Below are 25,517 nucleotides of genomic sequence, written 5' to 3'. Positions count from 1 at the left end.
CCCAATCATGAGCACCGTCAATCCGCCCGTCGTCTTCACCCAGGACGAGCTCGGCTGGGTCTCGTGGATCGACCCGCTGCCCGAGGCCGAGCTGACCGAGCGGCACTACGCCGGCCTCGTCGACCGCGCCCGCGCCAAGTCGGAATATTTTCGTCTCTTGGTGCGCGATCCCGAAGTTCTGGAGGCCCGCACCAAGACCGACAAGGACATCTTCTACAACGTCGCCGACGGCCTGCCGCGCGCCGAGCGCGAGCTCGCAGCTGCGGCGACCTCGCGCTACAACGGCTGCATCTATTGCGCCTCCGTGCATGCGCGCTTCGCCAGCACCTATTCCAAGCGCCGCGACGACGTGCAGCGTCTGCTTGACGAGGGCGTTGGGGCCGATCTCGGTGAGCGCTGGAATGCGGTGGTCAAGGCCTCGGTGGCGTTGGCCGCAACGCCGATCGCATTCGGGCCTGACAATATCGCCGAGCTGCGCCGCGCCGGTCTCGACGACGCCGAGATCGTCGACGTCATCAACGGCGCCTCGTTCTTCAACTGGGCGAACCGGCTGATGCTGTCGCTCGGCGAGCCCTCGAAATAGGCAATCTTACCGGCACGAGAATTGCTGCTGTATCAACATTGAATGGATGGAGCCGTGAATGAGCAACATCGATCGCCGTACCCTGGTCAAAGGTTCGCTCGCCGCCATGATGGCGGGCACGGCCTTCTCGCGCGCCGCACTGGCGCAATCCGCCGAGCCGATCCTGCTCGGGGTCAGCGGCCCCCTCACGGGACCGAACGCGCAATATGGCGCGCAATGGAAGCAGGGCTTTGATCTCGCGCTCGACGAGATTCACGCCGCCGGCGGCATAAACGGCCGCAAGCTCGCCTACCAGTTCGAGGACAGCCAGAGCGATCCGCGCCAGTCGGTCGCGATCGCCCAGAAATTCGTCTCCGATCCCCGCATCGTCATGGAGCTCGGCGATTTCTCCAGTCCCGCCTCGATGGCGGCCTCCCCGATCTATCAGCGCGGCGGCCTGGTGCAGTTCGGCTTCACCAATTCGCACCCCGACTTCACCAAGGGCGGTGACTTCATGTGGAGCACGTCCGTGAGCCAGGCCGACGAGCAGCCGCTGCTGGCGTCCTACGCCGTCAGGCGGCTCGGCCTGAAGAAGCTTGCGGTGCTGCACCTCAACACCGATTGGGGCCGCACCAGCCGCGACCATTTCGTCAAGGCGGCCAAGGAATACGGCGCCGAGGTCGCGATCACCGAGGGCTACATCGCCGAGGAACGCGACTTCCGCTCCACTCTGGTGCGCGTGCGCGACGCCAGCCCGGACGGCCTGATCCTGATCTCCTATTATTCCGACGGCGCGCTGATCGCGCGCCAGGCCCGCCAGGTCGGCCTGAAGCAGACGATCTGCGCGGCCAGCTCGGTGTATTCGCCGAAATTCATCGAGCTCGGGGGCGAGGCGGTCGAGGACGTCCATCTCGGCACGCGCTATTTCCCGCAAGATCCGCGGCCCGAGGTGAGGAAGTTCATCGACGGCTTCAAGGCCAAGTACAACGGGCAGGAGCCCGACGCCTTCAATGCCTATTCCTATGACGCGATGAACATGGCCGCTGCCGTGGTGAAGATCGGCGGCACCGACCGCCGCGCCATCCGCGATGCCTTCGCCAAGGTGAAGGACGTCTCCAGCGTCATCTTCGGTCAGGCGACGTTCGACGTCGAGAGCCGCCGCGTCAAGGGCGCCATGAACGCCGAGCTCGTCGTGCGCAAGGGTCAGTTCGCGCTGTGGGACGGCAAGCCGACCTGATGTGATGGCCGAAGCGATCGCTCCGGCCGCTTTCTCCCTGATTAGGAATACTGCGTGTCCTCCTGGCTCGACCACACCATCAACGGGCTGATCGTCGGCAATGTCTACGCGCTCGTTGCAGTCGGGCTCGCGCTGATCTTCGGCGTCAGCCGGCTGATCAACTTCGCGCAAGGCTCGATCTATCTGGTCGGCGCCTATATCGGCTGGATCGCGGTGGTGCAACTGCACACGCCGCTGCCTCTCACCATCATCGTGGTCGCCGTGGCCGCGGCGATCGTCGGTCTGATCATCGAGCGGTTCGGTCTACGGCCGCTGCAAAACTCGGTGCGCATCGCGCCGCTGCTCGCGACCATCGGCATCAGCTTCGTGCTCGACCAACTGGTGATGCTGATCTTCTCGCCCAATCCGCGCGCGCTGCCGAGCCAGTTGCCCGATGTCCGCTTCCAGGTCGGTGGCGGGACGATCGGGCCGCTTGATCTGCTCATTGCCGGCGTCGGCCTCACCAGTGCGCTGCTGCTGTTCGTGTTCCTGCGTTACACCAAGCTCGGCTGGGCCGTGCGTGCCACCGCGCAGGACCGCGACGCCGCCATGCAGATGGGCGTCGACGTCAACCGGGTCAATCAGGCCGTGTTCGGTATCGCGGCGGCGCTCGGCGGCGTCTCCGGCATGCTGGTCGGCATGTACTACAACCAGATCGACACGGCGATGAGCCTTCAGGCGACGCTCAAGGGCGTTGTCGCGGAAGTCGTCGGCGGCGCCGGCAACGTGCCGGGCGCGGTGATCGGCAGCCTGCTGCTGGGCCTCGTCGAGAGCTACGGCGTCGCTGTGCTCGGCACCAGCTACCGCAACTTGTTCGCGTTCCTGCTGCTCGTCGTCGTGCTCGTGCTGCGGCCGAACGGCCTGTTCGTCAGCGCACGGCAGGCGCCGCCCGAGCCGCTCACCGGCACGTTCATCGCGCCGAGCCGCCCGGTGAATATTCCCCGCTGGGCGCTGTTGGTCGCGGTTGCCGGCTTTGCGATCCTGCCGCTGTTTCCGGTGTCCTTCTACGTGCTCCAGACCCTGATCAACGCCTGGCTGCTCGGTATGCTCGCGCTCAGCCTGACGCTGGTTGCGGGCACGATGGGGCAGGTCTCTCTCGGGCATGCTGCGCTGCTTGCGATCGGCGCCTACACCTCCGCATTGCTGTCGCTGACGCTGGCCGTTCCGGCCGGACTTGCCGTCATCGGCGGTGGCCTGATGAGCGCCGCGCTCGGCACGCTCCTGATCTCGCCGTCCTTCCGCCTGCGCGGGCATTACGTGTCGATCGCGACGCTCGCGATCGGCGAGATCGTGGCGCTGGTGATCCTGAACTGGGAGAGCGTGACGCGCGGCCCGATCGGCATCTCCGGCATTCCGCCGCTGTCGCTGTTCGGCTATGACCTGATCAGCCCGACCTCGGTCTATTGGTTCAGCCTTGCGATGATGGTCGTGCTGGCGCTGCTGCAGGGACGGCTGCTTACCTCGCATCTCGGCCGCAGCTTTCGCGCCATCCGCGACGACGACATCGCCGCGCGCGCCTATGGCCTCAGCCTAAACCGCTACAAGTCGATCGCCTTCATCTTCGGCGGCTTCGCCGCCGGCGTCAGCGGCGGCATCGCCGCACATCTCTATTCCTACATCAACCACGAGACCTTCAACACGCAGCAATCCATCCTGGCGCTGACCGTCGTGATCCTCGGCGGCCTCGGCAACGTCGTCGGCGCGATCGTCGGGTCGGTGGCGCTGGTCGGCCTGCCCGAGGTGTTCCGGATCGCGGCCGAGTACCGCATCCTGATCTACGGCATCGTTCTCTTGCTGCTGGTGCGGTTCAGGCCGCAGGGCCTGTTGGGGACGGTCTGATGGAGAAGCAGCTTCACGCCATGCTGTCCCTGCGCGGCCTGACGCGCCGTTTCGGCGGCCTCACCGCGGTCGACGCCATCGACCTCGACCTTGGCAGGGGCGAGCTGATCAGCATCATCGGCCCGAACGGCGCCGGCAAGACGACGCTGTTCAATCTCGTCACCGGGCTGGACCGGCCCGATGCCGGCGCAGTCAGCTTCGAAGGGCAGGACGTCACCGGCCTGTCGCCGGAGCGGCTCGCGGCCGAAGGCATCGCGCGCACCTTCCAGCTCGGCCGCGTGTTCGGCAATCTCAGCGTCATGGACAATGTCCTGATCGGCGCGCACACGCGGCTGCGCGCCGTGAAGCCGGCCGTGCCGGTGATCGGCCCGCTGCTGGAATTGGGTCTGGCCCTGCTGCGTCCCTCGCGCGTCAGGGCCGAGGAGGAGCGGCTGCGCGAGGAGGTGAAGGCCATCCTCGCGCGTTTCGGCGAACGGCTGCTGCCGCGCATCGACCAGCCCGCCTATAGTCTGTCTTACGCCAACCGCCGCCGCGTCGAGATCGCGCGTGCGCTCGCGCTGAAGCCGCGGCTGCTGCTGCTCGACGAGCCCACCGCCGGCATGAACCCGACCGAGACCGCGGAGATGCAGGGGCTCGTCGCCGAATTGAAAGCCGAAGGGCTGACCATCCTGCTGATCGAGCACAAGCTGGAGATGGTGATGCGCCTGTCCGATCGCGTCATCGTCATGGACGAGGGCAAGAAGATCGCGGAAGGGCCGGGCGAGCAGGTGCGAACCGATCCCAAGGTGATCGAGGCCTATCTCGGCCACGGACTGTCAGGGACGACGGAGCAGGAGAGCGCGGCATGACGAGCGCACCCGAAGCACTGCTGGCTTTGTCTGATGTCAACACCTTCTACGGTCAGGCCCAGGTGCATTTCGACCTGTCGATCACGGTCGCGCGCGGCCACATCGTCTGCCTGCTCGGCGGCAACGCGAGCGGCAAGTCGACCACGATGAAGATCATCTTAGGGCTGGTGAAGCCGCGCTCGGGCGAGGTGACGTTCGACGGCGCTTCGCTGATCGGGCTCACCACGCCGCAGATCGTCCGCCGCGGTATCGCCTCGGTGCCGGAGGCGCGGCGGCTGTTCGCCGACATGAGCGTGCGCGAGAACATCCTGATGGGCGCCTTCGTGCGCAACGACCGCGACGCCATCGCGCAGGATCTCGACAGGATGCTGACGCTGTTCCCGAAGCTCGGCCAACGGCTGTCGCAGCGCGCCGGCTCGCTGTCCGGCGGCGAGCAGCAGATGGTGGCGATGGCGCGCGCGCTGATGAGCCGCCCGCGCATGATCGTGATGGACGAGCCGACCATGGGCCTGTCGCCGCTTTATGTCGATCGCGTGCTGGAGCTGATCCGCAGCATCAACCAGGCGGGCGTCTCGGTTTTCATGGTCGAGCAGAACGCCAGCCTCGCGCTCGAGATCGCGCACGAGGCCTATGTGCTGCAGACCGGCAAGATCGTGCTGTCTGGCCCCGCGCGCGCACTGAAGGACGACCCCCGCATCCGCGACGCCTATCTCGGCGGCTCCGAGGCGGCCTGACGCTCAAGCCGACGCCGCGCTCGCGACCTGCTCCGCCGGCTGATGATCGCCGTTGGGATCGCCCGGCGCGGTCGCCCAGGCGAGCTCAACCAGCGTCACGATCCGGCGGCCGCCGCCGTCGAGCTGGACGACGATCAGGCCCTGTTCCTCCATGTAGCCGAGCAGGCGCTGCGCGCGGCGCAGCGAGTGCGAGCCGTAGGCACGGGCGATCGCGGCATCGCCGGGGCAGGGCCAGCCTTCCTTCGCCGCGCGCGCGATCATCATGAACACGCCCTGCATGTCGTCGGGCAGGATCGAGGCGCGCAGCGCCACGTCCTGCCAGGCGTCGTCTTCGGTGAGATCCGTCCCGAGCCCGGCGCGCGCATGCGTCAGCATGCGACGGAATTCGTTGAGATCGGGCACCGCCGCCCCTAACCCCTCGATGCGGCAGCGAACCACGAACTCCTGATAGAGCACGCCGATGGCGCGGAAGCCGGCATCGGGCTCGGCCATCACGGCACGCAGCGTGCGATCCACGCGCTCGCGCCGCTCGGCGAGCTCTTCGGCACTGACGGGAGCCTCGACCACTTCGACCCGAATCTCCGGCACCGCGGCGGCCTTCGCCGCGCGAAGCTGCTCGAGCAGATCCGGAGCCGGCCGTCGCTGCGGCCGGCTGGCATCGGGCGGCGGTGCGGCGAGGATGACCGCGCGGGCATCTTCAAGCGTGGCTTCCGGCAGCGGCATCAGCCGCGGTGTCGAATTGCGCGGGCTGGTCTCGGTCGGGCCGATGTTGAGGCGCAGCGGCCGGCGCGACAACGCAGGTCCCAGCGCCATGAACTGACCGCGCTCGAGATCGCGGAAGGCCTCCGCCTGCCGCCGCTCCATGCCGAGCAGGTCGGCGGCGCGGGCCATGTCGATGTCGAGGAAGGTCCGCCCCATCAGGAAGTTCGAGGCTTCGGCCGCGACGTTCTTGGCGAGCTTGGCCAGGCGCTGGGTTGCGATGATGCCGGCAAGCCCGCGCTTGCGGCCGCGGCACATCAGATTGGTCATGGCGCCGAGCGAGAGCTTGCGTGCTTCGTCCGAGACTTCGCCCGCCACCGCCGGCGCAAACAGCTGCGCCTCGTCCACGACCACCAGCATCGGGTACCAATGATCGCGGTCGACGTCGAACATCCCGCCGAGGAAGGCAGCCGCGCGCCGCATCTGGTTCTCGGCATCCAGCCCTTCGAGATTGAGCACGGTGGAGACGCGATGCAGCCGCGCGCGCTCGCCCGCGACCTGGAGGCCGCGCTCGGTGTGATCCTCGGCCTCGATCACCAGATGGCCGAAGCGCTCGGCCAGCGTGACGAAGTCGCCCTCGGGATCGATGATGGCCTGCTGCACCCAGGGTGCGCTCTGTTCCAGCAGCCGCCGCAGCAGATGCGACTTGCCGGAGCCCGAATTGCCCTGCACCAGGAGACGGGTCGCCAGCAGTTCCTCGAGGTCCATGGCGGCCGCGGCGCCTGCCGTGGTCTGCCCCATCTCGATCGCAACCGTCATGTCCCCGACTCAAAGTCCCGTCATTCGCGGACAGCGGCTTATCAATCCAGCCGCGGCGCGTCGAGCGCTCCAGCGCGAATCAGGTGGTGTTGCCCACGCCAAAACCGGAAAGCATCCGCCGCGAGCGGCAGGAACCCGGTGCCGAAAGGCCTCGGCTCGGGGAAGATGGTGCAGATCGCCATCGCTCGGCCAAATGACGCAGATCAAGATCGACGGGTTCGAGAGCTGCTATCTGGCCGTATGACCTTTCTGACCTTCTTCACGGCGACCTATTTCCTGCTGGCGGTGCCGGGGCCGACCAACACCCTGCTGGCGACATCGGGGGCCGGAGCGGGCATCTCGCGCTCCCTTCATCTGCTTGCGGCGGAACTGTGCGGCTATCTGCTGGCGATCGCGGTGCTGCGGCTGGCGCTCGGTCCGGTCATCAGCGACATCCCGATTGCGGCGCTGCTGCTCCGCGTCGCCGTGACCATCTACATCCTGTGCCTCGCGGTCATGCTCTGGCGCGTCAATACGCGCGAGCTGCGCGACGGCGCTGCGGTGACGTTCGGCCAGGTGCTGCTGACGACGCTGCTCAACCCGAAAGCACTGGTCTTCGCGTTCCTGCTGCTGCCGCTTGGGGCCGGGCCGCTCGAACTGCTGCCGTGGCTCGGCGCGATCGCGCTCCAGATTCTCACCGCCGGCGCCGCGTGGATCATTCTCGGCGCAACGCTCGGACGCGGCGCCCGTCGCCTCGGGCGCCCTGACCTCGTCACACGCACCGGCGCAGTCACGCTGGTCGCGGTGACCGGGCTGATCTGGCTGCAATCCTTCCTGGTTGCCTGAGCGCCGGCGTTGCCGGGGCGCGCCGCACTACTGCGCGCCGGAGCCGCCCTGCACGATCTTCTCGTTCAGCTTCTGGTCCACCGTGTCGACGGTGCGGTCGATCTCGGCGTTGGGCACGCCGAGCTGATGCGAGATCAGCTTCACCAGCAGGTCGACGCGTTCGATGAAGGGCGCACCGCTCGCGACCGCGCGCGCCGCCGATGACGGCTTGAGCAGGCTCTCCGCGGCCTTGGCGTACTTCGCGAACGGCACCTGGTCCTGCGGATCGGCGCCGAGGCGGCGGGCGATCGCATCGACATGGTCGTAGATCGTCTGCGAACGATTGAGATCGCCGTGCACGGCGTCGCGGATCGACTGCGGCTCGTTCGGCGTGATGCAGCGGTAATTGCCGGTCAGCAGCATCGACCATTTCGCCAGCGGCACGAACAGGGAATCGAACACTTTCAGCTTCACCGGCACGTCGTGGCCGTCGAGCGTCACCGCGTCGATGTCGGCCTCCAGCTCGCGCAGCAGCTTGTTGTGCTTCTCGTCGGCGAAGACCGACGCCTTGAAGTTGGTGGGCAGGCCGACATGCAGCACGTTGGCGGCCTCTTCCGGCGGCCGGAAGGCCTGCGGGTCGGGCGAGCACAGCGTCACCAGCCCGGGCTCAAACCGCTCCCACACCTGCGCATTGGTGTAGGCCTCCTCGAGATCCATGTCGGCGAGTGCCGGAATCCGCTTCAGGTAGGGCAGGGGCGGCATGTTCATGATCGACAGGCACGGCAGCTTCGCCGCGGCAATCTTGACCATGAGGACGCGCACCGTGTGGTTGGTGTATTGCGGCTCCTGCATCGCGAGGCCGACCAGATCGTAGCGGGAGAGGTCGACATTGGCCGGCGTCACCGCGTCGAGCTTGCCAGGGAGGTTGCGGGAGAAGATCGCCCGGTGCACCGCCTCGTCGCGTAGCTTGATGCGAACCTCGGTACCGTCGCGGTTGATCAGCTCCGCAGTCTTTGCGCGGCAGACCAGGGTCACGTTGTGCCCGGCCATCAGCAGCTTCGTGCCCAGCAGGGAGCCGTAAGAAGCCCCAAGAATCAATATGTTGCGCGCCATGCTCCGTCCCCTGGAAATCTGTGTGATTTTTCCGGCCCCGGCCGTTCCGCGGGGCAGTTGAGGGCATGTAAAGCGAAGCGCAGGGGAATGGCAACTGGGATAATGCATACAAGGGTGCGTCTGGTCCCCGCGGGTTCGAGGGCCAGCCTGGCGGCCTGTTTCGGTCTCGTGTCAACCCAGTGAAGCAAAGATATTCTTCTTTACCGAAATTCGGATTTGTCGTATGTGTCGGTCATCCCGGCTCAATCTCGAGGGGCGATCATGAGGTCGTCATTGTCGCGAGCCGGGCTTGCGGTGGACGCGGCAGCGTCGGGCGCGAAAGGTGCGGGCAGGGAGGGTAGTCCCCGGTGAGCTCGCGGCCGCGCGCGGACGAGCGGCGCTGCTAGGTTTCGTCTCGTCTGTAAGTTTCCGGCGCTGTCGACGGTGTCAGGGAATACTGCGGGCGAAATGGCGGGCCGTGCGTACGGCAAAACCGTGTGGTCCTGGCCGTCGTTGCTACGGTCAAGCTCTCGCGAATGCGGCATTGGCGTCAACCGGCGCGGTGCCGGTGACTTTTGCGAGGGTGAGGGAGGCCAGAAGGAACTCGGCTCCCGGGAGAGCACGGCATAAGCCGTCCGACCATCGCGCAGGGAAGGCCGAGTGATTGGCACCACCTGTATGCTGCTGTGCGGTTTTCTGCGTGTGCGTTTTGCGCAGCGGACCGCGGGTGCGATGTCAGCACGCGGTCTTCCCTGCGCCCTCTTGCCGATGAGGGCGGCGAGACGAAGCAAAGCTCGGGCGAAATCAGTCGCGAGAATGAATATGCACGTCTGCGACCACACACTCGCTGTCATCGCCCGGCTTGACCGGGCGATCCAGTACTCCGAGACGACAGTTGTTCAATGCAGAGGCCGCGGCGTACTGGATTCCCCGCCTTCGCGGGGAATGACAGCCGTCACTCGGAGAGCGAGCTATCGCCTCATACTCCGTCATTGCTTCGCTTCGCTCGCAATGACGTTGATGGAGCGCCGCTTCTTGGCGGCCTCAGCCCTGGCTCGCCATGCGCTCGCGGTCGAGATGCTGCTCGATCTTGGGGCGGTCACGCGTGCGCTCGAAGCTGGTGCAGAGCAGCTCGGTCTCCTCGAGCGAGATCGGAGCACGATAGAGCCGGCACATGAATTCGGCGTTTCCACGCCCCTTGCCGGTGCCCGGCCCGCGCTCTGCGAGAAACATGCAGTCCCGGCAGATGCTCGCTTCGAGCCGCTGATGGGCAGCATCGAGGTGATTGAGGATCTCGCGGAGAGAGTCGCGCAGCCTGATGCACTCCTCGGTCCCGAGCGACGTCACCGCGTTGACCACGTGATTGATCGGGTCGTGCTGGCTCAGGCACTTCTCACCTTGGGACGTGACGTGCAGGACGACGGAACGCTTGTCCTCATGCGACGGCTTTCGCACCAGGAACGACTTGCTCTCCAGAGTCTTCACGATCTGCGACGCCGTCGCGCGTGTGGCGCCGATGAAGCCGGCCAGTGCGGACGGCGTGCGCGAAAACCTGTTGGCGCGCCCGAGAAAGCGCAGCGCCATCCATTCCCGATCGCGCAATCCATGCTGATTGCCTTCGAAATACCAAGCCCGCGCCGCCTGAACCAGCAGCTCGACGGCTTCCCGCGCCAATGGCATGAATCTACCTCGTCCCCGGAACTTCGTCTGCGGCGTCCCGAAGCCGCTTTGCGCCCTGAGTGTCAGACGAGCATGCCCTGTCGAACTCTCGCACAATGGCGCGGATCGCACCGCGCCCGACCTCGGCCGATGAGCGTCGCATCGTCCGCAGCGAGAAGCCGTATCGCTGATGGCATGCCAACGGCGTGGTCGTCGCGCGGGAGCTCGGGTTGCCGTCGCCGGCAAACGGTGGATCGGAGTAGCTCAACCGGAGCCCCCAAAGTTCAAGTCACAAGCAGACGTTTCTTATACTCAACCAAAACGATGGATGAGCTTCTCAACAAAATCAAGTAGAGACCCTCTCACAGGCTGGATGTCGTCGCAGGCGAATGTAACGTTCAAAGGCAATCTCGTTGTTCGGAACACATGATGGTGAACGCAATACATGGCGCGGCGAGTAATATGCACTCGATAATGTGAGAGTTTGATTGCACGCGCGTTGTTGTCTTGCGTTGATGCAAACTGATCGAAGCTTGTGCATCACGATGACGTTTGGCGGCACGTCATCCACAACTTGTGCGGTCTGCCGCGGAATCGTCGAGGGAACTCATTGGAATTGCACGCGGCGGTTGTTCCCGTCCTGCTTGCAGAATAGACTCTTCGATCGCTTGCACAGCGCTTGCCAGCTCGTGCACACCCGAGCAGCGAATTCGCTCACGACGAAAATCGGTGAGCCGGTGTGCACGTGCATGCGCTGGAAGCGTAGCGACATGCGCAATCTCTTGTCGAAAACCACGGGCCGGGCGGACGGCAGGCGCCTCACCCTCTCCACCCGTCAGTCGCCCTTGAGCATGTCCCGAAGCTCGCGGAACGGATCGGCGCTCGGCGGGGCCGATGCGCCCTGTCGCATCGCGTTGTAGATTCGCGGAACCATCTCGACCGCCTGGTCGAGGCCCGAATCACGTCCCGGCTGATAGCCGCCCATCAGGCGAAGGTCGCGCGTGTCCTCGTATTTCGCGATCATGGCGCGCAGCTTGCTCACCAATTCGCGCTCCTCGGGGTCCCAGACGTTGTGGGCGAGGCGGGAGACCGAGGCCAGAACATCGACGGCCGGATAGCGCGCCTGGTCGGCGATGTGCCTTGAGAGCACGATGTGCCCATCGAGCGTGCCGCGGATGGTGTCGGCGATCGGCTCGTTGTGATCGTCGCCGTCGACCAGCACGGAGAAGATCCCGGTGATGGTGCCGGATCCCTCCTCGCCCGGACCGGCGCGCTCGAGCAGGCGCGGCAGATCGGTGAAGACCGTCGGCGCGTAGCCGCGCGCCACCGCGGGCTCGCCGGCGGCGAGCGCGACCTCGCGGGCGGCGTGGGCAAAACGGGTGATCGAATCCACCATCAGCAGGACCGATTCGCCGCGGTCGCGGAAATATTCGGCGACCGCCATCGCCGTCTTCGGCGCCAGTCGCCGCATCATCGGGCTTTCGTCGCCCGTCGACACGATTGTGACAGCGCGATGACGGTCGTTGCCCAGCACGTCCTCGATGAACTCGCGCACCTCGCGGCCGCGCTCGCCGACCAGGGCCAGCACGACGGTGTCGAAGCCCTGGCTGCGGGCGAGCATCGCGAGCAGCGTCGATTTGCCGACGCCCGATCCGGCAAAGATGCCGACGCGCTGGCCGGCGCAGACCGGCGCGAACAGGTCGATGACGCGTACGCCGGTGCGCAGCGGCTTGTGCACGCGCGCACGCTTCATGGCCGACGGCGCCTCCGCCTCCGTCGAGACCGCCTGCGACCCTTGCGTGAGCGGCCCCTGTCCGTCCAGCGGCGCGCCGAGGGCGTTGATGACGCGGCCCTTCCAGCTCGGATCGGGCGCGAAGGACAGCGGCGGCATCCGGTAGGCCGCCGAGCCGAGCCCGCCGCCAAATTGCCGGTCGAACGGCTTGGCGATGATGCCCTCGCTGTCGATCCGCACCACCTCGCCGATCTGGCGCTTACCGCCGCAATCGACGCCGATGAGCTCGCCGAGCCTGACGAAGCGCGACAGGCCGGAGACGCGGAAATGCGTCGGCGCGATCTCGGAGATCGCGCCACTGACGCTTGCCAGGGGAGTGCTCTGCTGAAGCTCCAGCAGCGCCCACTCGAGTTGCCGAAGAGCGTTCAAGGAAACCGTCCAACCTCATCCTGCGCGCTTGGCGCGCAATCTACTTGCCGGGTTCGCCGAGGGTCCGGATCGCGTTCTGCAGCGAGCTCTCGGTGCCCTCGATCATCGAGTTGGTGCCATCGAAAGCGCGCGAGGCCGAGATCAGCCGCGTCAGTTCGAGCATCGGATTGGCGCCGGAGCCTTCGACATAGCCCTGCTTGAAGCCGTCCCGGGAGAAGTCCGCGATGGCGGTCGCAGGCCGGTCGGGCGTCACGCCTGAATTGCCGTAGCGTTCGAGATTGGCGTCGGCCGGAATGCTGAACAGGCCGATGGTGCCGATCTCGTTGTTGTCCTGGATGATCGCGCCGCTGCGCGCGATCGAGATCGGTCCGCCGTTCGGGTCGAGCGTGATCTGCGCGCCCCCGGAATCGACGATCGGAAAGCCGCTCACGGTCTGAAGATCGCCGTTGGGGGCGATCTGGAGCCGGCCGTCGCGCGTGTAGACCGTGCCGTTCGGACCGGCGAAGGCGATCCAGCCCTGGCCGACCACGGCGACGTCCAGCGGGTTGCCGCTCTCGGTAATGTTGCCCATCTCGCGCGAGATGATGTTGTCGCCGGGCGAGGAGAACGCCACCGGCGTCGGACCGGCCTTGGACAGCACGGTCTCGAACTTCACCACGTCGGTGCGGAACGCGGCCGTGTTGACGTTGGCGACGTTGTTGGCGATCGTCTGGAGGCGCTTTTCGAGGGCGACCTGCGCCGACAATCCCACATAGAGAGCCGATTGCATGACTTACCTGTTGAACTTGATGTTCTGAAGCGTCGTGAGCACGTTGGTATCCATGCTGACCGACGTCGCGGCGCCGGCGATCAGGACCAGCGCGGGATTGGTCGAGCTGTCGTTCCGGGCCTGGGTCGCATCCCACATCGCCGCAAAGCGCTGCACGAACTTGGTCACCTTGGCCGGATCCTGGAAGTCGGTGAGCTTGATCTTGTCCGCGATCATCTTGGCCTGGGCGTCGATGTTCGCCGCGCTGATCGTCGACGGCAGGCCGAGCGCGGTCTGCACCACCTGCGTCAGCGCCTTGTCGGCCAGGATCTGGTAGGCGGTCGTGATCGTGGAAGCCTTGCGGGTGAAATACAGCGCCAAACGCAGGCCTTCGTTCTGATCGCCGGCCTTCTCCTCCATCGTCTGCGTGACGTACTGGGTCGCGGTGCCGGTCGTGGCCGCGGCGGTCTGGGTCGCCTTGTCGCCGAGTGCGGCGAAATTGAAGGCGGTCGCGAATTGCCGGTAGCGGGTGTCGGTCAGCTTGTTGGCGAAGGCGTCCTTGCTCGTGACCCCCTCGGTCAGCACCTTGCGCATGAACGCCTTGGCGTAGGTCATGTCGCTGAGGCCATAGGCCTTCATCGCATAGGAATAGAGACGATAGTCCTTCAGGAAATCGTCGATGGTCTTCACTTTGCCGATATGGCCGAGGAAATAGTCGGTGTCGCGGCTGACGTCCGGCTGCTTCGCGACCTGCGTCAGCGACTTGCCCATGTCCTTGGTCAGCCTGGTGTAGTCCGCGATGGTGGATAGCATGACACGCGCCCCTCTGGCCGCAGGTCGCGACCCCGCTTCAAGCTGCCGCCAATTGCTTGCGCGGGGCTGGCGACCTCGAAGCCAGCTTCGCGCAAGCGTCGCCGACTAGGTATTCCAGGTGGGATCGGCGATGGAGCGGCGCGTTGGGCAGTTTCGTGGGGATTTTCATCACGGTAGCGGCGCTGCTCGGCGGCTTTGCCGCCATGGGCGGGCACCTGGCCGTGCTCATGCAGCCGTGGGAGTTCGTGATCATCATCGGAACCGCGGTCGGCACCTTCATCGTGGCCAATCCATGGAAGACGGTGGTGGACACGGGCGTCGCCTGCATGCAGGCCATCACCGGCGCGGTGCCCGGCCAGCGCTACTACCTTGACTTGCTCGGCGCGCTCCACGCTCTGATGCGCGAGCTGCGGGGCAAGGGGCGCAACGAAGTCGAGGCGCATATCGACGATCCCGCCTCCTCCGAAATCTTCAAGGCGTTCCCCAGCGTGCTCGGAGATCCCTCGCTGCTCCAGTTCATCTGCGACTATGTCCGCCTGATCATCATGGGCAATGCGCGCACGCACGAGATCGAGGCGCTGATGGACGAGGAGATCCATACCATCGTGAAAGGCAAGCTGGCGCCCTATCATGCGCTGGTGACGGTGTCCGAGGCGCTGCCGGCGCTCGGCATCGTCGCCGCCGTGCTTGGCGTCATCAAGGCGATGGGCGCGCTCGACCAGTCGCCGAAGCTATTGGGCGGCTTTATCGGTGCAGCCCTGGTAGGCACCTTCGCAGGCATCTTCCTGTCCTATGGCGTGCTTTCGCCCTTCGCGATCAAGATCAAGATGACGCGCGAGAAGAAGTGTCGGCCCTACATCATCGTCAAGCAGACGCTGCTGGCATTCATGAACGGTGCCATGCCGCAGATCGCCGTCGAGCACGGCCGCAAGATGATCTCCAGCAGCGAGCGTCCCTCGATCGACGTCGTCGAAAACGAGACGATCGCAGGTCCCAAGCCCGTCGCTGCCGACGCTGAACCCAAGGCGGCGCGCGCATGATGATGGAAGACGCAGAAGTCGACCAGCGCAAGCAGCTGCCGAACTACCTGCTGGACGCTGCCGGCATATCGATCGAGCGTATGCCGATGCTCAATGTGATCTTCGATCGCATGGCGGCATCGTGCACCGACAGCCTGCAGCCGATGGCCGGAACGCCCTGCTATTTCTCGGTCAACGGCATCACCAACGATCCGCTCGGCGACATCATCAAGGACTACGAGGGCAACGCGGTCGCGGCCGTGCTCTATGCTGAGCAGTGGGATTCGCGCGTCATTATCATGCTCGACCGCGACTTCGTATTCACGATGGTCGAGGCGATGTTCGGCTCTGACGGAGCGGAACCGCCGCTTGACGTCGAACGGACGTTCTCGAACATTGAGATACGGCTGGTCCAGGCGCTGTTCGAGCGGTTCGCCAAGGCGCTGCAAGGCGCCTTCGCCGGAACGTCCAACGTCACCTTCCGCGTCGAGCGTGTCGAGACCGCGATGGCGTCGCTGGCGATCGGACGCGCCAGCAACATGTCGATCTGCGCGAACATGATGGTGCAGGCACTCTACCGCGGCGGTCAGATGTTCCTGATCATTCCGCACTCCGCGCTCAACCCGCTGCGTCAGAAGCTCGCTCACGTGGTCGTCAGCGACGGTCGCGCCGCCGACCCACGCTGGCGCGAACAGATGGAAAGCGAGGTGCAGCGGACCGAGGTGACCCTCAGCGCCGTCCTCGACGAGAAGATGGTGACGCTCGGCGACGTCGTGAAGTTCGAGGTCGGGCAGGTGCTCGAGCTCGAGGCCACGCCGCGCACGCTGGCCCGTCTCGAAAGCAACAATCAGGTGTTGTTCTGGTGTCAGATCGGCCAGCTCGACGGCTATTACGCCATGCAGGTGGCAGATCCCGTCGATCAGAAGCGGGAGTTCGTCGATGATATCCTATCTCGTTGATATCGTGCTGCTGGTTGCGCTCGCCTTCACCAGCCTGCGGGTGACCAGGATGCATCGCGAGCTGGCGCGGCTGCGCAGCTATCAGGGCGAATTCTCAACCATCATGCACGAGACCGCGGGTGCCTTCGACACGGTCATCACCGCGGCGCACGATTCCACGGCGAATCTCGGACGCCTCGCCAACGTGCTGAGCACGAAGATCGATCAGGCTCACGAGGCGATCGCAGCGCTCGATGCGCGCAGCGGGCTCGCACCCGCGGCGACGGCCGCGACCGCCGAGCTGAACAAGCACTGAATGCCGGCACCGGCAGAGCAATACGGCCGGAACGCCACGGCGCTCCGGCAGCGGAAGTACCAAGAGGCGATACCATATGGCGCAATCATTCGACTACGAGTCTGCACCTGCATCGGCTGAGACCGAGACGTCACCGCTGGAACGCCTGGCCGAGATCGCCCAGCGCACGGCCGAGGAGACCGGCAAGTTCGCCAATGTCGACGCCATCTTGCGCATTCCCGTCACCATGCAGGTGGTGCTGGGATCGGCGACCATTCCGGTGGCGAACCTGATGAAGCTCGGACGCGGCGCGGTGGTTCCGCTCGATCACCGGGTCGGGGAGCCCGTCGACGTCGTCGTCAACGGCCGCATCGTCGCCCGCGGCGAGGTGGTCGTCGTCGAAGAGGACAATTCCCGCTTCGGCGTCTCACTCACGGAGATCGTCGGACCGCTGGGGCAGGGTGATACCTGACCATGGCGGCACCGGTCGGCATCGCTCCCGTCAAGCAGCGAGGCGTTACCACGCTGGGCGGCACGGAAAAGGTCGCCGCGCTCCTGCTGGCCATGGGCCGGCAGGCGGCGGCGAGCGTGCTTCAGCAGTTCGAGCCGCAGGAGATCCGCATCGTCACCAAGGCGGCGGCGGAGCTGCGGCCGATCACCGCGCAGGAGCTCGAGGGGATCGTCGAGGAGTTCGCCCAGCAGTTCTCGATGGGCGCGAACATTCTCGGCACCCTCGGTGGCCTGGAAGCGGTGCTCGGCGACGTGCTTCCGGCCGATCAGGTTTCGGCGATCATGACGGACCTACTCGGCAATTCGAGCCGCTCTGTGTGGGACCGCGTCTCGTCGGTGTCGGAAAATTCGCTGGCCACCTACCTGTCCAAGGAGCATCCGCAGACCGCGGCGCTCATCCTGTCCAAAGTCAAGCCGTCCTGCGCCGCCAAGGTCATGAGCCAGCTGCCGTCGAGTCTGCGCAACGAGTTGATGCGGCGCGTGCTCAGCCTCAAGCCGATCGTTGATGACGCGATGAAGGTCCTCGAAAAGACGCTGCACGAAGATCTGACGCTGAATTTCGCCCGCAACCTCGGCGCCGACACCTACGCCCGCGTCGCCGACATCATCAACAAGATGGAGCGCGGCCACATCGAGGACATCCTGAAGAGCCTGTCGGAGAAGCGTCCGAAGTCGGCCGAGGTGCTAAAGGAGCTGTTGTTCACCTTCGACGACGTCATCAACCTGGCGCCGAAGGCGCGCACCATGATCTTCGACCAGGTTCCGACCGACCGCATCGTGGTCGCACTGAAGGGCACCGACAAGCATTTCCGCGAGGTGATCCTGTCCGCGGTCGCCTCGCGCGTCCGCCGCGTCGTCGAGGCCGAGCTCGCGATCGGCGAGCCGTCGAACCAGCGCGACGTGCTCGAGGCGCGCCGTGTGATCACCGACCTTGCACTCGACCTCGCGGAGAAGGGCGAAATCGAGCTCAACCCCGAGCAGGAGGATGGGCTGGTCTTCCGCTGACCGCTGAACGGGCATGGCAGAAACATCCGATCAGGAGAGCAAGACAGAAGAGCCGACCGAGAAGAAAGTCCGCGATGCGCTCGAACAGGGCAAGATTCCGGTCTCTCGGGAGGCCTCCATTTTCGCCTCGATGGCCGCGCTGATGGTGATCCAGGCATTCCTGATCGGCCAGGGCGTGCAGCAATTGACGCCGACGCTGAAGAGCCTGCTCGACGATCCCGAGGGCTTCCCGCTCTCGACCGGTGCGGACGCGCAGAACCTGCTCACCGTGGTCGGCCTGCAGGCGCTGCGGTTCCTGGTGCCCTTGGTGGTCATCCTGGTGGTGTTCGGGCTCGCGGCCTCGCTGCTGCAAAACGCGCCGCGCCTGGTGCTCGAGCGGATCAAGCCTGACTTGTCGCGAATCTCTCCCGTCAGCGGCTGGAAGCGGTTGTTCGGGACGCAGGGCCTGATCGAGTTCGCCAAGTCGTTGTTCAAGCTCGCCGCGGTGACCGCCGTGGTCGCCTTCGTGCTGCGCGCGTCCGAAGCGAGGGCGTTCGAGGCCATGTACACCGACCCGGTCGCGCTGCCGGAGATGATCCTCAACATCGCGATGCGCATCGTCTCGGCGATCTGCATCGCCACCATCGTGCTGGTGGCGATCGATCTCGCCTGGGCGCGCTTCCACTGGCGGCGCGAGCTGCGCATGACCAAGCAGGAGATCAAGGACGAGCACAAGCAGGCGGAAGGCGATCCCCTGATCAAGGCGCGCCTGCGCTCGCTGGCGCGCGACCGTTCGCGCCAGCGCATGATCGCCTCGGCCTCGCGCGCGACGCTGGTGATTGCCAATCCGACGCACTTCGCGATCGCGCTGCGCTACAAGCGCGAGGAAAACGCCGCGCCGCTGGTCGTGGCCAAGGGCATGGACGTGATCGCGCTGAAGATCCGCGAGATTGCCGAGCAGAACCGAATCCCCGTCATCGAAAATAAGGCGCTGGCGCGCGCGCTCTACGAGGCAGTCCAGGTCGATCAGGTGATTCCGGCGGAATTCTTCCGGCCCGTTGCCGAGATCATCTACTTCCTCCAATCCAAGCAGGCGGCGCGGCCCGAGAACGTTCGATAGATTTCCGAGGATGGTGCTTCGCGCAACAGCTTGACGAAAGCTTAACGCCCTAGGCTCGTCCCGAATGGATCAGAATGGGGCCGTCGTGGGACCGCTTTTTCTCTTCGAACTCGCATCGTCGCAGGCGCGCTATCTCGAGCTGCGTCAGTCGACCATCGCCACCAACGTCGCCAACGCCAACACGCCGGGCTTTCGGGCGCGCGACGTCGAGCCGTTCAACAAGGTGCTCGATGGCATGCCGGTGAGGCTTGCGACGACGTCGCCTTCGCACATGCAATTGGCCGCAGCCGAGACCGACACGCGGGCGACCGCGAAGAAGGACAGCTGGGAAGTGGTTCACTCCGGCAACTCCGTCAGCCTCGAGCAGGAAATGATCAAGGGCAGCGACGTCAATCGCGACTATTCGATGAACGCGGCGATCGTCCGGTCGTTTCACCGCATGGTGCTGTCGAGTGCAAAGGCCTGAGGTGAATTGACATGCTGGACTCATTGAGCGCCTCGCTGACGGTCGCAAGCTCCGGGCTCGAAGCGCAGTCGACGCGCATGCGCATCGTCTCGGAGAATCTCGCGAACGCCACCTCGACGGGGCGCGCCGCCGGCGCCGATCCGTATCAGCGCAAGACCATCACCTTCGATGCGGCGATGGATCGCGCCTCGGGCGCGCAGCTCGCGAAGGTCAAGGAGATCGGGGTCGACACCACGCCTTACCGGGTGGAATACGATCCGGGGCATCCCGCCGCCGACAAGGCGGGCTACGTCAAGCTGCCGAACGTGAACATGATGATCGAGATGGCCGACATGCGGGAGGTCAACCGCTCCTATGAGGCCAATCTCCAGGTCGTGAAGCAGGTGAGGTCCATGCTCGGCATGACCATCGATCTCTTGAGGAGCTGACCATGCTTGAGGCGATTTCATCCACCGCGATTTCCGCAGGGCAAGCCGCGAGCCGTGCGACCGAGACGCAGGCCGTCTCGCCGGCGGCGACCACCGCGATCCAGACCAGTGACGACGTTGGCTTCGAATCGGTGATGAAGCAGGTGACGTCGGATGCGATCGGGACGCTGAAGGCGGGCGAGGCGGCATCGATCTCGGCAATGCAGGGCAAGGAATCGACGCGCCGCGTCGTGGAGGCGCTGATGTCGGCCGAGCAGGCCCTGCAGACGGCGGTCGCGGTTCGCGACAAGGTCGTCCAGGCCTACCAGGAAGTCGTTCGGATGTCGATTTGATCTGAAGGAGTGGGACCAGTGAAATCGCTCGCCATTGCGGCCACGGGCATGAACGCCCAGCAGACCAACATCGAAGTCATCGCGAACAACATCGCCAACATCAACTCGACCTCCTACAAGCGGGCGCGCGCGGAGTTCACCGATCTGTTCTACCAGATGGACCGCATGCAGGGGGTCGCGAACACCAACGGCTCGTCGCCGATTCCGGAAGGTGCCAATCTCGGCCTCGGCGTCAAGTCCGCGGCGATCCGCAAGCTGCACATCCAGGGCGCGCTGACGCAGACGGGCAATCCCTATGATCTCGCGATCAACGGACGTGGCTGGTTTCAGGTGCTCGGCCCCAACAATGAGGTGCAATACACCCGTGCGGGCTCGTTCAACGTCAACGCCAACGCTCAGCTGGTCACGATCGACGGTTACCTGCTGGATCCCGCGATCACCATCCCGCAGGGGACGGTCGAGGTCACGGTCAACCAGACCGGCCAGGTGTTTGCCAAGCTCGACACGGAAGTGAATCCGCGGCAGATCGGCCAGCTCAACCTCGCCAACTTCGCCAATGAAGCGGGTCTCGAGCCGCTGGGCAGCAATCTCTACAAGGAGACCACGGCGTCCGGCACGCCGGTCGTCGGTCTGCCGGGCGATGCCGGCTATGGCAAGATCAACCAGAAATGGCTCGAGGCCTCGAACGTCGACCCGGTCAAGGAAATCACCGAGTTGATCTCGGCACAGCGTGCCTACGAAATGAATGCCAAGGTCATCCAGGCCTCGGATGAAATGGCCCAGACGGTCTCGAAGGGCATGCGCTAGTTCCGGTGTCTCGATGTTGAACAGGGTGGGCCTGATCGTGCGCGGGTTGGCCGCCGTGCTGCTGGTTCTCGCCGCGGCGCGGGCCGCCGCGGCCGAGGAGAAGCGGCTTCCCGTACCGGCCGTCTCGATCCGCGCCGGCGAGATGATCCGCGAGGAGATGATCACCGAGCGCGCCTTCGCGCCGAGCCTGCTCGGCGTCGCAATGTTCATCGAGGGACGCCAGATCCTGGTCGGTCGCATGGCGCGGCGCGCGCTGTTGCCGGGCCAGCCCATTCCAACCAATGCGGTGGAGGACCCCTGGACCGTCGCGCGCGGCGCCATGGTCAAGGTCGTGGTCGAGGACAGCGGCCTGTCCATCGTCACTTACGGCTCGGCCATGCAGTCGGGTGCGGCCGGCGCGCTGATCCCCGTGCGCAACACGGACACCGGCGTGATCATCAGGGGCGTCGTCCAGCCGGACGGCAGCGTCAAGGTCATGGACGGGTCATGACCAGGCTCCTGCTTGCGCTCATGCTGCTGGTGTCGGCCGCCGGCGCCCAGGCCGCCGTCCGCATCAAGGACATCGCGGACATCAAGGGTTTGCGCGAGAACCAGATCGTCGGCTACGGCCTCGTCATCGGCCTCAACGGTACCGGCGACACGCTGCGCAACGCTCCGTTCACCGAACAGTCCCTGCAGTCGATGCTCGAGAACATGGGCATCAACGTCAGGAACGAGACCACGAGCACCAACAATCCCCCGCGTCCGACCACGCTGCGCACGCGCAACGTCGCAGCGGTGATGGTGACGGCGGACCTGCCGCCTTCGATCGGGCCCGGCGAGCGCATGGACGTCACCGTGTCCTCGCTCGGCGATGCGACGTCGCTGCTCGGCGGCACATTGGTGATGACGTCGCTGCGTGCGGCGGACGGCGCCGTCTATGCGGTGGCACAGGGCGCGATCACGGTTGCCGGCTACAGCGTCGGAGGCCAGGCGCAGAACGTCAGCCAGGGCACGCCGACGGCCGGGCGCATCCCGAACGGTGCGCTGGTCGAACGCGAGGTGCAGGGAAGTCTCCACGAGATGGAGTTCCTGGTGCTACAGCTGAAGAACCCGGACTTCGTCACCGCAACGCGCATCCTCGACGCTGTCAACCGCTACGCCGGCGGTCGCTACCGCGCGCAGATCGCCTTCGAGCGCGACTACCGCACCATCGTGCTGTCGAAGCCGCGTCATGTCGGCCCTGTCCGCTTCCTCGCCGAGATCGGCGAATTGGTGGTCGAGCCGGATACGCCGGCGCGGGTCGTGATCAACGAGCGCACCGGCACGGTCGTGATCGGGCGCGACGTGCGGATATCCACCGTTGCCGTGACCCACGGCAATCTGACGGTTCGCGTCACGGAGATGCCGGTTGTGTCGCAGCCGGCGCCGTTCTCGCGGGGACAGACGGTGGTCGTCCCGCAGACCGTGGTCGAAGCCAACGAGGCCGGATCGCAGGTGGCGATCCTGAGCGGGGTCGATCTCCAGCGCTTGGTGCGCGGGCTGAACCAGATTGGCCTGAAGCCATCGGGGATCATCGCGATCCTGCAGGCGATCAAGACGGCAGGCGCGCTCCAGGCCGACGTCATCGTGCAATGATGCGCAAGCGTCGTGCAAGCTTGGTCGCTCAATGCTCAGGTCTGAAGCGAGAATCGCACGCGGCCCGATGCTGAAGCTGGATCACAAAGGCAAACTCCTCCTGCTGGCCGCGGCAGCAATGCTCGCGAGCGCCTCGCCCGCGCTCGCCTTGGACGAGGCCAAGCCGTCGAAACCGCTCAACCTGCTCTCCTTCGCCCGCGCCCGCGCGGGCGGACCGCAGAAGCCGCAGCCGTCGGCCACCGCGACACCTGTCGACAACTCTTCGGTCCGGGCCACGGCATGGGCGGCCGAAGATTCGGGCCCCGCGGTCACCGGTGCGGTGCCGGAGACACCGGCGCCTGCCCGTCCGGCCAAGCCTGGCAGCGTCACGGCGCCGCCGAAGCCTGCACCGCCGCAGGCTGCGCCGCCCCCGGACAACGAAATCGCGCTGTTCTGCAGCAACGTCGCCGATCCCGCCGTCGATGCCAGGCTGGCCTGGCAGCTCAAGGAGCTCGAGAAGGCCGAGAGCCTGCTGCGCGAGCGCATCGCCGAGGTCGAGGCCAAGCGCGCCGAATACGAGAAGTGGATGGCGCTGCGCGACGACTTCCTGAAGAAGGCCGAAGCGAGCGTCGTCGAGATCTATTCGCGCATGAAGCCCGAAGCTGCGGCGACGCAGATCGCCGGCATGGCCGACGAGACCGCTGCCGCCGTGCTCGCCAAGCTCAGCCCGCGCAGCTCGAGCGCGATCTTCAACGAGATGGACACGGCACGCGCGGCGCACCTCGCAGACCTGCTCGGCGGCATGCGTCGCGTGGACGACGGAAAGAGCAAATAGATGACCAAGCCGATCCTCATCCTCTCGCTGCTCGCGGCCTCCGTGCTCGTGGCCGGGTGCTACCATGATCCGGCCGAAGTCCTGACCGGTCCACAGATGTCGCCTGTCGGCAGCGGCCTGCGGATGCAGGCCGATCCGATCCCGGTGACGCCGCGCATGCGCACGCCCGTCAGCTATCGCTCGACCTGGGACGACGGCACCGATCTCTACCGCGATCCGCGCGCCCGCCGCACCGGCGACGTCGTGACGGTGATCATCTCGATGCAGGACAAGGCCAAGCTCGACAACAAGACCGGCCGCTCGCGCGATTCGCAGGTCAAGTTCGGGCTCGACTGGCTGATGGACATCGCTGGATGGAACGACACGGGTTCGGCCAACGCCAATCTCAGCACCAATACCCAGATCAAGGGCAACGGCCAGATCGACCGCACCGAGGACATCAGGCTCTCGATCGCGGCCGTCGTCACCGACGTGCTGCCCAACGGCAACATGATGATCAGCGGCTCGCAGGAATTTCGCGTCAACACGGAGATGCGCGTGCTCAAGGTCGGCGGCATCGTGCGTCCGCGCGACATCTCGCGGGCCAACACCATCTCCTACGACAAGATCGCCGAGGCGCGCGTGTCCTATGGCGGGCGCGGAAATCTGTCGGACGTGCAGCAGCCTGGATGGGGACACCGGATCTATGACGCCGTGGCACCGTTCTGAGACCGGCGCCGGCCGGGGCGCGTTGCGATGCCAGGGGACGCCATGCGCCTGATCGCCGCCATCGTCGTGCTGACCCTGATCGCGATCGGCGCGGGCGCGATTGCCGGTCTGCATCTGATCGCGACCGCCGAGCGGGTTGCCGACGCGAAGAAGAACGCCACGTCCCCGCCGATCGCGTCGAGCTACACCGGCAGTGCGCGGCTCCGGAAATTGTCCCCGATCGTGACCAATCTCGCCGCGCCGGCCAACAATTGGGCGCGCATCGAAGCCTCTATGGTGACCGACAGCATGAGCGACGAGGATGCCGGCATTCTGGCCGCCCACATCAGCGAGGACATCGTGACCTATCTGCGGTCGGCGACGGTCGCGCAGTTCGAAGGATCGCGCGGGCTCCAGCATCTGCGCGACGACCTGACCGAGCGCGCCAATATCCGCTCGTCAGGCAAGGTCCGCGAATTGATCATCGAGACGCTGGTGATCCAGTGAGGGTGAAAGTCCTGCTGCTCGCGCTGGTTCTGGTCGTGCTGCCCGAAGCGGCGCTGGCCCAGATTCCGGACCTGAATTCCCTGCTGCCGCCCGGAAACGGCTCGACCAGCGGCCGGATCATCCAACTGATGGCGCTGATCACGGTGCTGTCGGTGGCGCCGGGGCTGCTGATCATGGTGACGAGCTTCACGCGATTTGCGGTGGCGTTGTCGTTCCTGCGCGCAGGTCTCGGCCTCCAGACCACGCCTGCCAACCTGGTGCTGATCAGTCTCGCGCTGTTCATGACCTTCTATGTCATGGCGCCGACCTTCGACCGGGCCTGGGAAACCGGCGTCCAGCCGCTGATGAAGAACGAGATCTCGGAAGAGGAAGCATATCTGAAGATCACCGATCCGTTCCGCGAGTTCATGCTGGCCCATGTCCGCGACAAGGATCTCCAGACTTTCGAAGCGCTCGCCGCCGAAAGCTTCCGCAGGAAGTTCGACGACAAGCGGGTCGATCTGCGCGTCATCATTCCGGCCTTCATGATCTCCGAGCTCCGGCGCTCGTTCGAGATCGGATTCCTCATCATCCTGCCGTTCCTGGTGATCGACATGATCGTGGCGACGCTGACCATGTCGATGGGCATGATGATGATGCCGCCGACGATCCTCGCGCTGCCGTTCAAGATGCTGTTCTTCGTGCTGATCGACGGCTGGAATCTGCTGGCCTCCGGGCTGGTCCGCTCGTTCTCGTGAGCGCCGCGAGCGCCCGCCGGCCGATTATGGTTAAACGAAACGCGCTGGATATGGTTAGCGGCGCGTAATTTTAACCATATGATTTTGCTGCGGAATTCAAGCTCGTCTTAATCCGGAAGCAAGATTCGGCGTGCTAGCAATGCGGCACGGCGGGTTGGACCCACACAGATCGGTCCAAAGGCATGATGCCGCCCTTCCGTAC

At 65.5% G+C, this 25,517-nt stretch carries 28 protein-coding genes; 22 read left to right on the top strand and 6 right to left on the bottom strand.

The features are described from left to right. The first annotated feature begins 7 nt into the window (after positions 1–7). From I6F36_RS11310 to I6F36_RS11290, 5 genes are read left to right on the top strand one after another with little or no spacing between them, the layout of a single operon-like run. Positions 8–583: an alkylhydroperoxidase domain protein gene (locus tag I6F36_RS11310; RefSeq protein WP_036006929.1), complete on the top strand. Its 576-nt coding sequence runs from the start codon at positions 8–10 to the stop codon at positions 581–583. 58 nt (positions 584–641) lie between these two features. Further along, on the top strand, positions 642–1,799 hold the full coding sequence (locus tag I6F36_RS11305) for an ABC transporter substrate-binding protein (RefSeq protein ID WP_036027466.1): 1,158 nt from the start codon (positions 642–644) through the stop codon (positions 1,797–1,799). A 54-nt stretch (positions 1,800–1,853) separates the two neighbouring features. After that, complete coding sequence (locus tag I6F36_RS11300) at positions 1,854–3,677, top strand: ABC transporter permease (protein ID WP_225171440.1); 1,824 nt, start codon at positions 1,854–1,856, stop codon at positions 3,675–3,677. Continuing rightward, complete coding sequence (locus I6F36_RS11295) at positions 3,677–4,525, top strand: ABC transporter ATP-binding protein (protein ID WP_225171439.1); 849 nt, start codon at positions 3,677–3,679, stop codon at positions 4,523–4,525. The genes I6F36_RS11300 and I6F36_RS11295 overlap by 1 nt, the downstream gene beginning before the upstream one ends. Beyond that, complete coding sequence (locus tag I6F36_RS11290) at positions 4,522–5,259, top strand: ABC transporter ATP-binding protein (RefSeq protein WP_036006942.1); 738 nt, start codon at positions 4,522–4,524, stop codon at positions 5,257–5,259. The genes I6F36_RS11295 and I6F36_RS11290 overlap by 4 nt, the downstream gene beginning before the upstream one ends. Positions 5,260–5,262: 3 nt before the next feature. Here the strand turns inward: I6F36_RS11290 and I6F36_RS11285 are convergent, their stop codons facing one another. After that, positions 5,263–6,777, bottom strand: a complete 1,515-nt coding sequence (locus I6F36_RS11285) for an ATP-binding protein (RefSeq protein ID WP_225149181.1) — start codon at positions 6,775–6,777, stop codon at positions 5,263–5,265. Positions 6,778–7,017: 240 nt separating this feature from the next. On the opposite strand from I6F36_RS11285, the gene I6F36_RS11280 reads away from it, so the two are divergent. Beyond that, positions 7,018–7,602: a LysE family translocator gene (locus I6F36_RS11280; RefSeq protein WP_225171438.1), complete on the top strand. Its 585-nt coding sequence runs from the start codon at positions 7,018–7,020 to the stop codon at positions 7,600–7,602. Positions 7,603–7,629: 27 nt separating this feature from the next. Here the strand turns inward: I6F36_RS11280 and I6F36_RS11275 are convergent, their stop codons facing one another. The 5 genes from I6F36_RS11275 to I6F36_RS11255 all read right to left on the bottom strand — a co-directional run bounded on the left by I6F36_RS11275 (position 7,630) and on the right by I6F36_RS11255 (position 14,054). Then, positions 7,630–8,694 carry a ketopantoate reductase family protein gene (locus tag I6F36_RS11275; protein WP_036006955.1) on the bottom strand — a complete coding sequence of 355 codons (1,065 nt, stop codon included), beginning with the start codon at positions 8,692–8,694 and terminating at the stop codon, positions 7,630–7,632. Positions 8,695–9,717: 1,023 nt separating this feature from the next. After that, on the bottom strand, positions 9,718–10,353 hold the full coding sequence (locus tag I6F36_RS11270) for a MarR family winged helix-turn-helix transcriptional regulator (protein WP_057030112.1): 636 nt from the start codon (positions 10,351–10,353) through the stop codon (positions 9,718–9,720). A gap of 814 nt (positions 10,354–11,167) precedes the next feature. Further along, the gene (gene fliI / locus I6F36_RS11265) at positions 11,168–12,493 is read right to left on the bottom strand and encodes a flagellar protein export ATPase FliI (RefSeq protein WP_225139202.1); all 1,326 of its coding nucleotides are present in this window, start codon (positions 12,491–12,493) and stop codon (positions 11,168–11,170) included. A gap of 40 nt (positions 12,494–12,533) precedes the next feature. After that, the gene (gene flgF / locus I6F36_RS11260) at positions 12,534–13,262 is read right to left on the bottom strand and encodes a flagellar basal-body rod protein FlgF (protein WP_036027436.1); all 729 of its coding nucleotides are present in this window, start codon (positions 13,260–13,262) and stop codon (positions 12,534–12,536) included. A gap of 3 nt (positions 13,263–13,265) precedes the next feature. Continuing rightward, positions 13,266–14,054 (bottom strand): DUF1217 domain-containing protein, encoded by a 789-nt coding sequence (locus I6F36_RS11255; RefSeq protein WP_036006968.1) that lies wholly within the window; start codon positions 14,052–14,054, stop codon positions 13,266–13,268. Positions 14,055–14,197: 143 nt separating this feature from the next. On the opposite strand from I6F36_RS11255, the gene motA reads away from it, so the two are divergent. The 16 genes from motA to fliP all read left to right on the top strand — a co-directional run bounded on the left by motA (position 14,198) and on the right by fliP (position 25,315). Further along, on the top strand, positions 14,198–15,094 hold the full coding sequence (gene motA / locus I6F36_RS11250) for a flagellar motor stator protein MotA (RefSeq protein WP_225171437.1): 897 nt from the start codon (positions 14,198–14,200) through the stop codon (positions 15,092–15,094). Continuing rightward, the gene (locus I6F36_RS11245) at positions 15,091–16,032 is read left to right on the top strand and encodes a flagellar motor switch protein FliM (protein WP_036006973.1); all 942 of its coding nucleotides are present in this window, start codon (positions 15,091–15,093) and stop codon (positions 16,030–16,032) included. The genes motA and I6F36_RS11245 overlap by 4 nt, the downstream gene beginning before the upstream one ends. Continuing rightward, a complete protein-coding gene (locus I6F36_RS11240) occupies positions 16,013–16,327 on the top strand; it encodes a hypothetical protein (RefSeq protein WP_036006976.1) in 315 nt (104 codons plus the stop codon). Before I6F36_RS11245 ends, I6F36_RS11240 begins: the two co-directional genes overlap by 20 nt. 76 nt (positions 16,328–16,403) lie before the next feature. After that, positions 16,404–16,778 carry a flagellar motor switch protein FliN gene (gene fliN / locus I6F36_RS11235; protein ID WP_036006979.1) on the top strand — a complete coding sequence of 125 codons (375 nt, stop codon included), beginning with the start codon at positions 16,404–16,406 and terminating at the stop codon, positions 16,776–16,778. 2 nt (positions 16,779–16,780) lie between these two features. Next, positions 16,781–17,821: a flagellar motor switch protein FliG gene (locus I6F36_RS11230; protein ID WP_036027431.1), complete on the top strand. Its 1,041-nt coding sequence runs from the start codon at positions 16,781–16,783 to the stop codon at positions 17,819–17,821. A gap of 13 nt (positions 17,822–17,834) precedes the next feature. Further along, positions 17,835–18,920: a flagellar biosynthesis protein FlhB gene (gene flhB, locus I6F36_RS11225; RefSeq protein ID WP_225126171.1), complete on the top strand. Its 1,086-nt coding sequence runs from the start codon at positions 17,835–17,837 to the stop codon at positions 18,918–18,920. Between the two features lie 64 nt (positions 18,921–18,984). Then, the gene (gene flgB, locus I6F36_RS11220) at positions 18,985–19,386 is read left to right on the top strand and encodes a flagellar basal body rod protein FlgB (RefSeq protein WP_036027427.1); all 402 of its coding nucleotides are present in this window, start codon (positions 18,985–18,987) and stop codon (positions 19,384–19,386) included. Between the two features lie 11 nt (positions 19,387–19,397). Beyond that, positions 19,398–19,814: a flagellar basal body rod protein FlgC gene (gene flgC / locus I6F36_RS11215; RefSeq protein ID WP_036006988.1), complete on the top strand. Its 417-nt coding sequence runs from the start codon at positions 19,398–19,400 to the stop codon at positions 19,812–19,814. Positions 19,815–19,816: 2 nt separating this feature from the next. After that, complete coding sequence (locus I6F36_RS11210; protein ID WP_036006990.1) at positions 19,817–20,146, top strand: flagellar hook-basal body complex protein FliE; 330 nt, start codon at positions 19,817–19,819, stop codon at positions 20,144–20,146. Positions 20,147–20,164: 18 nt separating this feature from the next. Beyond that, a complete protein-coding gene (flgG, locus tag I6F36_RS11205; RefSeq protein WP_036006992.1) occupies positions 20,165–20,953 on the top strand; it encodes a flagellar basal-body rod protein FlgG in 789 nt (262 codons plus the stop codon). A 13-nt stretch (positions 20,954–20,966) separates the two neighbouring features. Further along, positions 20,967–21,443, top strand: a complete 477-nt coding sequence (flgA, locus tag I6F36_RS11200; protein ID WP_225126170.1) for a flagellar basal body P-ring formation chaperone FlgA — start codon at positions 20,967–20,969, stop codon at positions 21,441–21,443. Further along, positions 21,440–22,570: a flagellar basal body P-ring protein FlgI gene (gene flgI, locus I6F36_RS11195; protein WP_036007006.1), complete on the top strand. Its 1,131-nt coding sequence runs from the start codon at positions 21,440–21,442 to the stop codon at positions 22,568–22,570. The genes flgA and flgI overlap by 4 nt, the downstream gene beginning before the upstream one ends. 67 nt (positions 22,571–22,637) lie before the next feature. Continuing rightward, a complete protein-coding gene (locus I6F36_RS11190; RefSeq protein ID WP_225126169.1) occupies positions 22,638–23,384 on the top strand; it encodes a MotE family protein in 747 nt (248 codons plus the stop codon). Further along, the gene (gene flgH, locus I6F36_RS11185; RefSeq protein WP_225126168.1) at positions 23,385–24,092 is read left to right on the top strand and encodes a flagellar basal body L-ring protein FlgH; all 708 of its coding nucleotides are present in this window, start codon (positions 23,385–23,387) and stop codon (positions 24,090–24,092) included. A 42-nt stretch (positions 24,093–24,134) separates the two neighbouring features. Next, positions 24,135–24,578, top strand: a complete 444-nt coding sequence (locus I6F36_RS11180; protein WP_036027480.1) for a flagellar basal body-associated FliL family protein — start codon at positions 24,135–24,137, stop codon at positions 24,576–24,578. Continuing rightward, positions 24,575–25,315, top strand: coding sequence for a flagellar type III secretion system pore protein FliP (gene fliP / locus I6F36_RS11175; RefSeq protein ID WP_225112060.1), 741 nt, complete (start codon positions 24,575–24,577; stop codon positions 25,313–25,315). Before I6F36_RS11180 ends, fliP begins: the two co-directional genes overlap by 4 nt. The last annotated feature ends 202 nt before the right edge of the window (positions 25,316–25,517 follow it).

Origin of the sequence: Bradyrhizobium sp. BRP19, from assembly GCF_020194195.1 — a bacterium.
Taxonomy (GTDB): domain Bacteria; phylum Pseudomonadota; class Alphaproteobacteria; order Rhizobiales; family Xanthobacteraceae; genus Bradyrhizobium; species Bradyrhizobium yuanmingense.
This window is presented reverse-complemented; position numbering and strand designations above follow the sequence as displayed.

Coding starts and splice junctions, on each gene's coding strand:
- I6F36_RS11255 (WP_036006968.1), bottom strand. CDS start 14,054: ATGCTATCCACCATCGCGGACTACACCAGGCTGACCAAGGACATGGGC.
- flgH (WP_225126168.1), top strand. CDS start 23,385: ATGACCAAGCCGATCCTCATCCTCTCGCTGCTCGCGGCCTCCGTGCTC.
- I6F36_RS11180 (WP_036027480.1), top strand. CDS start 24,135: ATGCGCCTGATCGCCGCCATCGTCGTGCTGACCCTGATCGCGATCGGC.
- I6F36_RS11230 (WP_036027431.1), top strand. CDS start 16,781: ATGGCGGCACCGGTCGGCATCGCTCCCGTCAAGCAGCGAGGCGTTACC.
- flgB (WP_036027427.1), top strand. CDS start 18,985: ATGGATCAGAATGGGGCCGTCGTGGGACCGCTTTTTCTCTTCGAACTC.
- I6F36_RS11285 (WP_225149181.1), bottom strand. CDS start 6,777: ATGACGGTTGCGATCGAGATGGGGCAGACCACGGCAGGCGCCGCGGCC.
- I6F36_RS11310 (WP_036006929.1), top strand. CDS start 8: ATGAGCACCGTCAATCCGCCCGTCGTCTTCACCCAGGACGAGCTCGGC.
- fliN (WP_036006979.1), top strand. CDS start 16,404: ATGGCGCAATCATTCGACTACGAGTCTGCACCTGCATCGGCTGAGACC.
- flgA (WP_225126170.1), top strand. CDS start 20,967: ATGTTGAACAGGGTGGGCCTGATCGTGCGCGGGTTGGCCGCCGTGCTG.
- flgI (WP_036007006.1), top strand. CDS start 21,440: ATGACCAGGCTCCTGCTTGCGCTCATGCTGCTGGTGTCGGCCGCCGGC.
- I6F36_RS11280 (WP_225171438.1), top strand. CDS start 7,018: ATGACCTTTCTGACCTTCTTCACGGCGACCTATTTCCTGCTGGCGGTG.
- I6F36_RS11245 (WP_036006973.1), top strand. CDS start 15,091: ATGATGATGGAAGACGCAGAAGTCGACCAGCGCAAGCAGCTGCCGAAC.
- I6F36_RS11240 (WP_036006976.1), top strand. CDS start 16,013: ATGATATCCTATCTCGTTGATATCGTGCTGCTGGTTGCGCTCGCCTTC.
- I6F36_RS11275 (WP_036006955.1), bottom strand. CDS start 8,694: ATGGCGCGCAACATATTGATTCTTGGGGCTTCTTACGGCTCCCTGCTG.
- I6F36_RS11210 (WP_036006990.1), top strand. CDS start 19,817: ATGCTTGAGGCGATTTCATCCACCGCGATTTCCGCAGGGCAAGCCGCG.
- flhB (WP_225126171.1), top strand. CDS start 17,835: ATGGCAGAAACATCCGATCAGGAGAGCAAGACAGAAGAGCCGACCGAG.
- flgC (WP_036006988.1), top strand. CDS start 19,398: ATGCTGGACTCATTGAGCGCCTCGCTGACGGTCGCAAGCTCCGGGCTC.
- I6F36_RS11305 (WP_036027466.1), top strand. CDS start 642: ATGAGCAACATCGATCGCCGTACCCTGGTCAAAGGTTCGCTCGCCGCC.
- I6F36_RS11190 (WP_225126169.1), top strand. CDS start 22,638: ATGCTGAAGCTGGATCACAAAGGCAAACTCCTCCTGCTGGCCGCGGCA.
- I6F36_RS11290 (WP_036006942.1), top strand. CDS start 4,522: ATGACGAGCGCACCCGAAGCACTGCTGGCTTTGTCTGATGTCAACACC.
- flgF (WP_036027436.1), bottom strand. CDS start 13,262: ATGCAATCGGCTCTCTATGTGGGATTGTCGGCGCAGGTCGCCCTCGAA.
- I6F36_RS11295 (WP_225171439.1), top strand. CDS start 3,677: ATGGAGAAGCAGCTTCACGCCATGCTGTCCCTGCGCGGCCTGACGCGC.
- I6F36_RS11270 (WP_057030112.1), bottom strand. CDS start 10,353: ATGCCATTGGCGCGGGAAGCCGTCGAGCTGCTGGTTCAGGCGGCGCGG.